Origin of the sequence: Pseudomonas sp. NPDC077408, from assembly GCF_050269105.1 — a bacterium.
In the GTDB taxonomy this organism is placed as follows: domain Bacteria; phylum Pseudomonadota; class Gammaproteobacteria; order Pseudomonadales; family Pseudomonadaceae; genus Stutzerimonas.
The window spans coordinates 266,405-278,998 of the sequence record NZ_JBNNHS010000003.1; the positions used below are offsets into that span (position 1 = coordinate 266,405).

The following is a 12,594-nucleotide window of genomic DNA, read 5'->3' on the forward strand; positions in this document are numbered from 1 at the left end:
CGGCAGCTAGGCTGCCGGGTAATGGCGGGTATCAGATGTCGTAGCTGAAGCCAACGAACACTGTACGGCCCATGAGGATGTTATCGACCGACTGAGCGACATCGTCGCGCTTCTCGTTGGTCAGGTTGTTCATGCCGGCTTTCAGCGACAACTCGCGGGTGGCCTGGTACTTCGCACCGAGATTCAGTTGATGGAACGCACCGCTCTCAACATTTGGCTGCGCTGCGGAGACGTAGAGGAGTTGGCTGCCGGTGTACTGGTAGTCGAGATTCAGCCCCAGATCGGGCATGGCCTGCCAGTCGAAACCGATATTGGCGACATGCTGCGGGGTGTTGCGCAGTTGTTCATCGGTATCGCGGTCTTCGGCATCCGAATAGGTGTAGTTCGCGCGCACACCCATGGTGTCGCTCAGGTTGTAGCGACCTTGCAATTCGTAGCCTTGCACGCGCGCCTTGCTGACGTTGCTATAGGTCATCACGGCAGGTCGGTATCCGACACGCCATGTATCGGTGATGATCATGTCGTCGATATCGTTGTTGAACAGCATGATGCCCGCTTCGAGACGCTCGTTCTGGTACAGCGTACCGATCTCGTAGCTGGTCGCGGTTTCGGGCTTGAGGTTCGGGTTGCCGACCAGCGTACACATGCCCCGGCAGGCCAATACGCCATAGGTGTCGTCAGACTGATAGATGCTTGGTGCCTTGAACGAGCGCCCAACGCCACCTTTGATCACCCAATTGTCGGTGAGGTTGTACACGCCGTAGGCCCGCGGGCTGAATTCGCTGCCGAAGCTGTCGTGGTCATCCAGGCGTCCACCCAGGGTCACGTCCAGATCACCGATAGAAAACTCGTCTTGCAGGTAGACGGCCTTCTGGTCCACCTCGGTTTCGCTGCCAAGATTCTGGTTGTGTGTCAGCTCGGTACGACGCAACTCACTGCCAAGGGTAAGTAGGTGGCTGCCGACAAATGCGGTCACCTGGCCGTCGACGGTATGGTTTTTCTGCTCGATGTCGCCCTTCATGCCACGCAGCGTCGTCATGATCTGCGAGTCGTCCATCAACTCGACGTTTTCGTAGTAATAACGCACCCGTGTGTTGAAGCCGTCCCAGTTGCCGGTATGGCCGAGTCCAAAGCTCCAGCGCTCCATCTCCTGCACGTTCAGGACCACCGCACCGAAGTTGTTCCACTCGGCTTCGCGATCATCTTTGCGGTGGGTGATGTCCAGGTCAACGGTCTGACGTTCGTCCAGCAACCAGCTGAGGGAACCGTATGCGCTGCTGGCCTGACGCTGTTCCGCGGCATCGGTATTCGGGTTGACCGTTTGCTCGCTGAGCCAGGCGGCCTGGTCAGTGGTTTCCAGAATCAGATTGCCGAGCAGCTTGTTCTCGATCAACGAACCACTGACGTAGCCGCTGGCCTTATGGCCATCACCCGACTCGCCCTCGGTGGGGTGCTCGTAGGTGTAGGCGATACCGGCTTTCGTCTCTTCGGTGGGCTGGCGCAGGATCACGTTGACCACACCGCCCAGTGCATCTGCACCGTACAGCGACGACATCGGGCCGCGTATCACTTCGATGCGCTCGATGGCCGCCATCGGGATAGAGGACAGATCGAAGTCGTTGGCATAGTTGGAGGACAGCGCATCGCGCGAGTTGATCCGGCGGCCGTTGACCAGCAACAGCGTGTAATCCGAGTCCATTCCGCGCAGCTTGATTTCCTGCCGGCCGTACGTGGACGACGGGTTGAGGTGCACACCGGGCAGGTACTTCACTGCATCGGCCAGGTTGTAAACCGGTCTCTGCTCAAGCTCTTCACGGGTCACCACCGACACGCTGGCCGGCGCGCTGAGCTCGCTGTGTGCCGTCTGGGTGGCGGTGATAACTTGCTGCTCCAGAGCAACAGGCTCGGCCGCGAGTGCGGCAAGCGGCATAAGGCTGGCCAGGATGGTCAGGGATAGGTGACGGGGACGGCTGATACCCCGGTTTAGTGCGATTGACATAGCATGCTCCGTTGCTGCTCGAGGGTCGAAAGGACTGATCACGTATCCGCGACGGGTTAGCCCGCCTGTTGTTTGGTTGAGGTGAGGCACATGTCGCGCTGTCTGATGCCATGAAGCAGATAAAGCACGCCGAGACCCGCCACGACGCCCGCTACGGCATAGAAGGCGGCTAGGTGTTCGAAGCCGATCACTTGGTGTTGAGGGCCTTCGCTCAGATAGCGCGCTGAAAACAAACTGCCGAGTCCGGCTGCGACATTCGAAACCGTTCCTTGAAACGCCATGAATGCTGCGCGTTGGTGAGCATGGGGAACGCCGGCGGCAATGGTCATGGTGCTGTTGGTACGCACGGCACTCAGCGCCATGAACAGCGTGAAGATGACGTAGAGGGAGATGCCCACCGGTGCAGCGAACCCAAGCAAGGTCACCAGCGAGAGGCAGCCGCTGCTGACAAGCACCACTGTTACAGCGCTGCCGCGATCGATCCAGGCGCCGCCGATCCGCATGGCCGCGAGGCTGGCAACGCCGCCGAGCAGATACAGCAGACCCAAATGAGTGCGCGGAAAGTCCAGGTTGAATTCAACGTAAGTGGCGAAATGGGGCACCAGTAAAAAGTGCCCAAACATCTGCAATGACGTGATGCCGAGTGCGACCAGGCAAAGGCGCGAACCCAAAAGTGATCGGATCGAGGCTTTTGGCCGCTCCACGACCGCAGACTTGGGCAGCAACAACTGGCACAGCAGCGCCAGCACCAGCCCCGTCCCGCCCAGCAGGAAAAAAGGCGCCGTCCAGTTCCAACGAATCGAACATTCCAAAGCCAGCGGAATGATCAGGATTGCCGCGAGTGAAAAGCCCATCCCGACATAGGCAAGCTGGCGGCCGCGCTCCGCAGGCAGTATCAGGTCGAGCATGGTGGCCATCAGAATCGCGCCCATCGGACCCGCCACCAGGCCGGACAGTACGAAGATTGCAATCAGCTGGTTGGGGCCGGTCGCCCAGGCACAGCTCAGCAGCAGGGCAAATCGCAGGACGAGGAGGGTGATCAGCGCGCGCTTGCGGTCGAAACGATCCAGCCAGGGTGCACTGACGAACCCACTTAGCGCAGCAGCCAAGGTTGCGCCGCCGCTGATGTAGCCAACGTGGCTAGCCTCCATGCCGAGCTCGCGCACGAGGTCCGGCCCAAGCGGCATGACCATCATCAGGCTGCCAATGGACAGCATGTTGATCAGCATCGCTAGGTGAACAGAGATCCTCGTCTGGTCGGCAACTTTCATTGGATTGCGGCACGCTCGGTTTGTCAGGCGGCTGCATCCTAAGTCAAGCTGAAAGCTATATCAAACACAAATCGTTCGCATTACCATAATCAGGTGGTCGCAGCTGATGTTCTGAAGTCGGCAGGACAGTGCACGTTGAAATCAGACGATCCAACAGCGTGCGAAAACCGGCGGGGTCGTTACAGCCGATAAACTGTGTCGGTCAGCCGATGGTCATCAGGCTCGCATTGCCGCCCGCCGCAGCGGTATTGATGCTCAACGCGCGCTCGATCAACAGCCGCTCCAAAGGAATGTCGGTATCGCCGCTGGCCATTCCCTGCACACCGACAATCGGACCGCTGCGTTGCGATAGCCGCTGGCTGACGTCGAGCAGCTGGTCGGGTTCGCCGTGGTAGAGCACGACATCGAAACGCGTCGCGTCGCTGGTCCAGTCCGAGGTCAAGGTGGTTCTGGCTTGGACCGCCTGAGGAAGCGAGGCGTGAAGCGCTTGCGCCGGAGGAACATCAGGTAGCACGGCCTCGCTGCCAACGGCCAATACCGCTGCCAGCTGGATCATCAGGTCACCTTCATTGTCTGCCAGACAGAGCACATGCTTGCGCGGCAGCAGGCTGTAGCTGTTGCGCTCACCGGTGGGGCCGTTGAGCAAGCGTGTGGTTCCGCTCTGAGATTGACTGGCGTAACGGTCATACAGCTCCGCAAGCGATTCCCGGCCGGTTGTTCGGGCCCAGTCCTGGAATTGCCTGGCGGCATCGGCCTGGGCGGGGGCGCGACGCACCTCGGGTAGCGTCTGCGTACCGCCGAAGTTCAGTGCGCGCAACAGCGCGTCGTGTGGCCGCTCCGATAGCAGGCGATACAGATACAACGGGCCGCCGGCCTTGGGTCCGGTACCGGAAAGGCCTTCACCGCCGAACGGCTGCACCCCTACTACTGCGCCAACAATGTTGCGATTAACGTAGAGGTTGCCGACCTTGGCACGGTCGATCACCTTGGCGATGGTTTCATCAATGCGGGTATGCACGCCCAAGGTCAATCCATAGCCCGCCGCGTTGATCTGGTCCAGCAGTTGGTCCATCTCCGTGCGGCGATAGCGCAATACGTGCAGCACCGGGCCGAAGACTTCCTGCTGCAGCTCATCAAGACGTTCGAGTTCAATCAGCGTGGGCGTCACGAAGGTGCCATGGGCGCATTCCTTCTCGTCGACACGGGCCAACTGATGCACACGACGCCCTTTGTCGCGCATGGCCTGCAAGTGGCGTTCGATGGTGTCGCGCGCTTCACTATCGATGACCGGGCCTACATCCACGGACAGGCGCTGCGGATTACCCATGCGTGCTTCGGCCATGGCGCCTTTGAGCATGCCGATGACTCGTTCCGCGACATCTTCCTGTATGCAAAACACCCGCAGGGCGGAGCAGCGTTGACCGGCACTGTCGAAGGCCGACGCCATCACATCCATGACGACTTGTTCGGCCAACGCCGAGGAGTCAACGATCATCGCGTTCTGACCGCCGGTTTCGGCGATCAACGGAATGCTACGTCCACGCTCGTCCAGGCGTCCGGCGATGCTGCGTTGCAAGATCGAGGCGACAGCTGTGGAACCGGTGAACATCACGCCGCGGATACGTTCGTCAGCGACGAGCTGGGCACCGACGGTTTCGCCGCGCCCTGGCAGCAGTTGCAAGGCGCCCTTGGGAATGCCAGCTTCATGCAAGATCTGCACGCCCAGCATGGCAATCAAGGGTGTTTGCTCCGCCGGCTTGGCCAGTACGGTATTGCCGGCGCCCAGCGCGGCGCAGACCTGGCCAGTGAAGATTGCAAGCGGGAAATTCCACGGGCTGATGCAGACCACCGGGCCAAGTGGTACATGGGTGTCGTTGTGGAAGTTGTCACGCACTTCGGCGCTGTAAAAACGCAGGAAATCGACGGCTTCGCGCACTTCCGCAATGGCGTTGGCGTAGGACTTACCCGCTTCGCGGATAAGTACGCCCAGCAGCTGTTGCATGCGCTGTTCCATTAAGTCCGCGGCCTTTGCTAATGCAGCTGCGCGCTCTGCGGGCGGGGTGCTCCTCCAAGCGCTGGCGCTGTCGAGGGCGCAGCGCAGGGCATTGTCGACATCCGCTTCGCTGGCTTCCTGCACGTCACCGACCACATCCCGGTGATCGGCTGGGTTGAGCAAGGGCGCGGCGGGATTCGTCGAAACGGCGTCACAGCCGAGTAGTGGAGCAGCAGTCAGGCGTCGGCGTGCGCCAGCAAGCAAGGCAGACGAAAGCGAGGCCAGCCGTTGCTCGTTGGACAGATCAAGGCCGCAGGCGTTGAGCCGACCGGGCCCATACAGGTGCTGGGGCAGCGGAATCCGGGGGTGCGGCAGGCCGAGTGTGCCTTCCGAGGCGAACATCTGTTCAACCGTCGTCACAGGGTCTGCGACAAGCTCTTCGAGCGAGATGCTCTTGTCTGCGATGCGGTTGACGAAGGAGGTATTGGCGCCGTTTTCCAGCAGCCGGCGGACCAAATAGGCCAACAGGGTTTCGTGGCTGCCAACAGGTGCATAGATGCGGCAAGGCCGGTTGAGACGTCCGTCCTCCTTGCCCACGACCTGCTCGTAAAGCGGCTCGCCCATGCCGTGCAGGCACTGGAATTCATATTGACCGGGGTAGTAGTTCTGCCCGGCCAGGTGATAAACCGCGGCCAGGGTATGCGCATTGTGTGTGGCGAATTGCGGATAGATGGCTTCGGGCGCGGCAAGCAGCTTGCGCGCGCAAGCAATGAACGACACGTCGGTATAGGCCTTGCGCGTATAGACCGGATATCCCTCAAGGCCATTGAGCTGCGCCAGCTTGATCTCGCTGTCCCAGTAAGCGCCCTTGACCAGGCGGATCATCAACCGATGGTGGCTGCGCTTGGCCAGGTCGATCAGGAAATCCACGGTGTAGGGGCAGCGCTTCTGGTAAGCCTGGATGACGAAACCGATGCCGTTCCAGTCGGCCAATGACGGCTCGAAGCAAAGCCGTTCGAGTAATTCCAGGGACAACTCGAGGCGATCCGCTTCCTCGGCATCGATGTTGATGCCAATGTCATAGCGCCGCGCCAGTTCAGTCAGTGACATCAGGACAGGGTAGAGCTCATCCATCACCCGGTCGTACTGCGCACGGCTGTAACGCGGGTGTAGAGCCGACAGTTTGATCGAGATGCCTGGGCCCTCGTAAATGCCACGACCGCGCGAAGCCATGCCGATGGAATGGATTGCCTGTTCGTACGAGGCCAGATAGCGCCGCGCATCTGCGGCGGTGAGCGCAGCTTCGCCAAGCATGTCGTAGGAATACCTGAACCCTTTGGCTTCCATGGTTTGGGCATTGGTCAGCGCTTCGTTGATGGTTTCGCCGGTGACGAACTGCTCGCCCATCAACCGCATCGCCATGTCCACGCCCTTGCGGATGAGCGGCTCGCCACCTTTGCCGATCAGGCGGTTCAGTGATGATGAAAGGCTGGTTTCGTTATGCGTGGCCACCAACCGGCCGGTGAGCATCAAACCCCAGGTGGCGGCGTTCACAAACACTGACTGGCTGTTGCCCAGGTGCGGTTGCCAGTTGCCGGTGCTAATCTTGTCGCGGATCAACGCATCCCGAGTGCCCCTGTCCGGCACTCTCAGCAAGGCCTCAGCCAGGCACATCAAGGCGACGCCTTCCTGGGATGACAATGAAAATTCCTGTAGCAACCCCTGCACCAGGCCTTGCCGTCCACCGGCGCTTTTCTGGTTGCGCAGCTTCTCGGCGATGCGTAGTGCAAGTCGGTGGGTCGCTTCGGCCTTTTCCGGCGACAGCCGCGCCTGCTCCAACAGCATCGGCAACGCCTCCGGCTCAGGGCGGCGATAGGCAGCGGTGATGGCTGCGCGGAGCACCGACTGCGGCAGAATGCTCTGTGCAAACTCGATAAACGGCTGGCTGTCAGGTGCGAGATTGCCCGTTCTGTCCTCGCCTATGTGGGACACCGCCTCGGTTTCGGGCTGACTCGTGTCGCGTTCGACCTCCTCGAGGTAGCGGAGCAGTGCCTGCTCGATCACCCACTGTGGCGGGCGCTCGATCCGCCTTGCTGCGTCCTCAAGCCGATCGCGAGTTGCCTCGTCGAGCGTGATGCCGAGTGTGCTGGTGACCATGTGGCTGTCCTCCGTGGTGCGGTAGGCGGAATACCTCGGCGGCTGCGCAGCAATCTGCGATCTGTCATCTCCACCAATAGACAAGCCCGTGCGGCTTATCCATCTGTATCTCCTCAGCGTAGACCCTCGCTGTGCGTTGATCCGGCGCATCCGGCAGATGACGCCTCGCCAAAGATTGCTGGCGCTGGACTCTCACGAGGCAATGCGTCTAGCGACGCAATTTAATTGGGTCTACGAGATCTGAAAGCGCTCGATCGCGCCTCCACAGATGCCGGATCGGGCTCCGGGGCGCTGCTCGAAGCCAGCACACGCGTCGCTGGGTTCAGTGTTTTTCCGGCTCCGGCACGTCGGACTCGCTGACCCCTTCTTTGCGGATCTTTTCCTCCGCTTCATCCTCATCGTCTGCGTCGCCCTGCAGGCTCTGTTGTTCGGGTGCCGGGTCATATTGCAATTCGACCAGTACGGGAAAATGGTCGGAACCGAACTCGGGCAGGCGTTGGATGCGTACCAGCTGGAAGTGATGGCTATGAAACAAGTGATCCAGCGGCCAGCGGAGAAACCAGTGCTGAGCGTGGAAGCTGTTGACCATACCGCGACCGACGCGGGGGTCCAGCAACCCGCTGATCTTTCGAAACAACCGCGTATTGGCGGACCAAGCGACATCGTTGAGATCACCGGTGACGATGACCGGGGTGTCATGCAGGTCGTCCCGCACGCTTTTGGCGACGACTAGCAACTCGACGTCGCGCTCGGTTGATTCGTCGTTTTCCGTGGGGCTAGGCGGGGCGGGGTGCAGGAAGTGCATGCGGATCGCCAGCTTATCGTTCAGCCGGACCCTGGCGTGCATAGAGGGCACATCGTCTTCGACCAGAAAGCAGGTTTCGGCATTCTCCAGCGGCAAACGGGACCAGACATGCATGCCGTAAAGGTTATCCAGCGGGCACCGGCAGGAGTAGGGGTATTCGTTGCTCAGTTCCTCGAGCTGATCCTCCCACCATTGATCAGTTTCCACCGTCACCAAGATATCGGGCCGGTGCTCGCGGACCAGCGCTTTGAGCTTGTCGGTCTGGCGGTTCGGCGTCAGGACGTTGGCCGCCATGACGCGTATGCGGGGTTTTTCGCGGCCAGGGACAGCGGTCTTTACCTCGGGACGCCACAGACGGGTGTAGGGAATGACCCACCAGGCCTGGTAGGCGAGACAGAGAATCGCCAGGGCACTGATAAAAATCTGAAGCGGTTTGGAATAGGGCAGCAACAGCGCCTGGGCCAATAGCAATGCAAAGGCGAGTACGCACAGTTGCAAGCGGGGGAAATCGAGCCCGCGTACCCACCAGACGGGGTTCTTCCAGAGTGGTAGAAACGTCAGCACGACCAGCAGACCAGTCGCTGCCAACAGGATTTCTTCCGTCATGACCGATCCTCGGTGCTATTCGGCGCGACGTCATATCGGCCGTTCGGGTAGCTGTAAGCAGGCATAACGAATTCGTCCCGTCTACGCGTTGATTGGTTCCGCTTGTTTTGTGATGAAGGGATGGAGAGCGCGTCGGCCTCCTGCGGGCCCGCTGAGAAAGGAGAGAACAAAAAAGGCCTGACACGTAAAACATGTCAGGCCTTCGCTAGAGTGGCTGCCGGTCGAGGTTACAGCGGTTCGCCAATGGCTGCGCAGCTGTTCGGAGTCGCGGCATGCTTTCTCAGCACCGCTAGCTGCGGCTGCTCCGCGCCGCCCGCTACATCGAGTGCAAGAATGTAGTTGCCCCACCATGGACCACCGGCCCAGTAGGTCAGCGAAACGCAGTTCTCGCGCAGATAGCCGAGCAGGTTATCCATCGCGACGATCGCATCGGGCGCATAGTTCGGCACGCCCATCTCGCCGATGAAGCCGCGCAGGTTGTTGGTCCTCAGCCAGTCCACGAAGGGTTTGGCGCGATTGATGCCGAGCTCCGGTGCGAAGGTTTCGGTCTTGTCCAAATACATCCCCGACGTATCCCGGTCGAGGTACATGTGGGCTTCGAAGATCAGGTTATTGTTCGGGTCGCGCATCCAGGGATCGGCGATGAGCTGGGTGTTCGATTGCGGCCAGTGCCAGGCGCTGGAGAACCGGTCACCGGCAACGTAGATCCAGTTAATCCGGTCGACCTTGCGGATCTCCTTTGCAGCTGCCAGCGCAGCTTGCGGCCAGAGCCCTTTGGTGTTCGGCTCGTTCATCAGACCGTAGCCGCTGAGTGCCGGATGTTTGCCGACTTTCAGCGCGATACGCTTCCAGGTATTGGCGAACGACTGGATCGATACCGTTTCGGAGCCTATCGGCTGGCGGTAGTAACGATAGTAGTTATGCATGTCCAGCACGACCTTCACGCCATGCTTGTGGGCAAAGTCGAGCGATTGGGTGAGCAATGCCAGTTGCGCTGTGTCGAGCTCGGTGTCCAGCTTCGGTTGAATGCGCTCCCAGAGAAAGGGCAGACGCACCAGCTTCAAACCCTGCTCGGCGTATTTTTTGTAGTAGGACTCGGCTGGGTAGATGTAATTGGTCCCGTGTTTACCCGGCAAGACCGAAGGACCGAAGGCGGCGCCAGACAGCGCAACACCGACAAGGCGTACCGGCTCGATTGCCGGCAGCGTGACCTCCGCAATCGGCGCCGAAGGCGCGGCGGGCAGGATCACCGGAGCCGCTACCAGGCTGAGTTTGTTCGGATAACCAATGCGATTGCCATCGAGCACGGGGCCATCCATTAACACCGTAAGGGCGCCGCTGGCGGGCTTTACCGAGGTGATGGTGCGCACCTGACCGTCGGCCGTGCGTACCGATGCGCCAACTATGAAGGCAGCCTTGTTCTGCGCGGTTGCAGCGACCGAAACGCCCGCCGACGCACGCCAGGAGCCGTTCAGCCAGTAGCTGTTGGTGAATTTGTTGATCAGCGCCGCATGGCTCGACGAGGCAACCGGCGCGGGGCTCGGCTCGGCTGGCACGGGTACGGTGCTCGCCATGGTGCTCACGCGGAGCCTGTTGGGATAACCGACCAGATTGCCGTCGAGCACCGGACCATTCATGAATACCGTCAGGGCGCCGCTGGCCGGTTTCAGCGCGGTGACCGTACGAATCTGCCCATCTGCCGTACGCACCGAGGTGCCGACTCGGAACGCTGTCATGTTCTGTTGAGTCGCGGCGACCGAAACGCCCGCCGAGGTGCGCCAAGAGCCGTTCTGCCAGTAGCTATTGGTGAACTTATTGATCAATGCCGAGTAAGACAGGCTCGACACGCTCGTATCCACGGCATTCGCAGCGTAAGCGTCACCTACAGGGAAAAAGCCCAACAGCGTGGCCAGGGCCATTGCAGGCATGAGGCCTTTACTGGGCCTCGGGGAAAAATGGTTAAACATCGGCTCACCGTGATCATGAACACCGAACTAGGTTTCGGTGTAGCGACAAGGGGAGGTTGATCAATAAGCGGCGCTGCAAAGGCAGGCGGTATTCCACAAACAGAACGAACCAATCAGTAAAACGACCAGGGCTGTGAAAGCTCCCGTTTCGTTTGCGTACTTATAATTTATTTTGACAATCGCCAAAACTTTTAACGACCGTGTATTGGCGCCAATAAATAGACTATCTCAGTGATTAATAGCAGTTTGATATTAAGTCGCCACGTTGTTGTCGGTGCGCGCCGGCCTGGAGCCCTTCAGTTGTAAGGGCTGCGCGAATGATGGCGTCATTTTTTTGAATTAACCGTTAACACTGTCTCCCTTCTAGCTAAGGAAGTAATCCGATAAACGGTAGGTTATTTGTTGAACTATTCTGGAATTCCGGCTGCTGGTTGCGCTGGGTGTCAGGGCAACGGCAACTGCATGTAAGCGGCACTGGGTTCGTAGCGTTTCGCTGCAGGCGGCCGAGCTGGGAGGACGCTTTGGTTGTTGTAAAGCGCTCAAGCTTCGGGCAGGGTCAAAGTCAGGTCTCTATCTGCGGAGTCATTCCATGTCGGAGCTATACCCTCGCGTTGATCCCGATGGGCTGATCGAATATTCGGTCGTCTACACGGACCGATCGCTGAACCACATGTCCCGGTCGTTCCAGAGCGTGATGAACGACATCTCCAGCACGCTGAAATCTGTCTACAACGCCCACTCGGTTGCAGTGGTGCCGGGCAGCGGCACCTTCGGAATGGAAGCGGTGGCACGTCAGCTGGCCCACGACCGCAACTGTCTGGTGATTCGCAACGGCTGGTTCAGCTATCGATGGACGCAGATATTCGACATGGGCCGGATTCCGGCGCAGTCAACTGTGCTGAAGGCGCGACCACTGGATCAGACTGCGCAAGCTGCGTTCACGCCGCCGCCTATAGATGAAGTGATCGCGAGCATTTCAGCCAACAAGCCGGACCTGGTATTTGCTCCCCATGTGGAAACCTCGTCCGGGATCATCCTGCCGGACGACTACCTGCGCGCGATCGGCGACGCCGTGCATGCGGTGGGTGGGCTGTTCGTACTCGATTGCATTGCCTCCGGTGCGCTCTGGGTTGATATGCAGGCGAGCGGTGTGGATGTGCTGATCAGTGCGCCTCAAAAAGGCTGGAGCGCTTCACCGTGCTGCGCACTGGTGATGCTCAGCGAGGATGCCCAGGCACGCATCGAGGCGACTCAGAGCAGCAGCTTTGCCTGCGACCTGAAGAAATGGCTGCAGATCATGCAGGCCTACGAGCAGGGCGGTCACGCCTATCACGCCACCATGCCGAGCGACGCCTTGGCGCGCTTTCGCGATGTCATGTTGGAAACTCGAGACTACGGATTTGAAACCGTTCGTGCGCAGCAGCTGGAGCTCGGGCAGCGAGTCCGATCATTGCTGACGCAGAAGGGCTTCAAGAGCGTGGCTGCCGCTGGGTTCGAAGCGCCCGGGGTGGTGGTTTGTTACACCGACGATGCTGGCATCAAGAACGGCAGCAAATTTGCCGAGCAAGGTCTGCAGATTGCCGCCGGTGTCCCGCTGCAGTGTGATGAGCCTGAGGACTTCCAGACCTTCCGCATGGGGCTGTTTGGGCTCGAGAAGTTAAAAAACGTCGACCGGACCATCGATATCTTGCAGGGCGCCCTCGAGCAAATCGTCGCCGGCTAGGCCCGTGCGGGTACAACGGGCAGGCTAAATCTAGACCGCTCGTCGAACAATCGGGGGCGTTGCGACTGATTCG

Annotated in this window: 6 protein-coding genes; 1 reads left to right on the forward strand and 5 read right to left on the reverse strand. The window is 59.9% G+C overall.

What is annotated here, in order from left to right; genetic code table 11:
- Positions 1-31: 31 nt before the first annotated feature.
- The 5 genes from ACQKEK_RS10530 to ACQKEK_RS10550 form a co-directional block, all read right to left on the reverse strand.
- Positions 32-1,999, reverse strand: coding sequence for a TonB-dependent receptor domain-containing protein (locus ACQKEK_RS10530; RefSeq protein WP_499142498.1), 1,968 nt, complete (start codon positions 1,997-1,999; stop codon positions 32-34).
- A 56-nt stretch (positions 2,000-2,055) separates the two neighbouring features.
- Positions 2,056-3,270 carry an MFS transporter gene (locus tag ACQKEK_RS10535; protein ID WP_499142500.1) on the reverse strand — a complete coding sequence of 405 codons (1,215 nt, stop codon included), beginning with the start codon at positions 3,268-3,270 and terminating at the stop codon, positions 2,056-2,058.
- 202 nt (positions 3,271-3,472) lie between these two features.
- Positions 3,473-7,420, reverse strand: a complete 3,948-nt coding sequence (gene putA / locus ACQKEK_RS10540) for a trifunctional transcriptional regulator/proline dehydrogenase/L-glutamate gamma-semialdehyde dehydrogenase (protein ID WP_499142502.1) — start codon at positions 7,418-7,420, stop codon at positions 3,473-3,475.
- A gap of 322 nt (positions 7,421-7,742) precedes the next feature.
- Entirely contained in the window at positions 7,743-8,831 is a 1,089-nt protein-coding gene (locus ACQKEK_RS10545) for an endonuclease/exonuclease/phosphatase family protein (protein ID WP_499142504.1), read from the reverse strand.
- Positions 8,832-9,058: 227 nt separating this feature from the next.
- Entirely contained in the window at positions 9,059-10,759 is a 1,701-nt protein-coding gene (locus tag ACQKEK_RS10550) for a glycoside hydrolase family 5 protein (protein ID WP_499167607.1), read from the reverse strand.
- A gap of 628 nt (positions 10,760-11,387) precedes the next feature.
- On the opposite strand from ACQKEK_RS10550, the gene ACQKEK_RS10555 reads away from it, so the two are divergent.
- Positions 11,388-12,521 (forward strand): aminotransferase class V-fold PLP-dependent enzyme, encoded by a 1,134-nt coding sequence (locus tag ACQKEK_RS10555; protein ID WP_499142508.1) that lies wholly within the window; start codon positions 11,388-11,390, stop codon positions 12,519-12,521.
- The last annotated feature ends 73 nt before the right edge of the window (positions 12,522-12,594 follow it).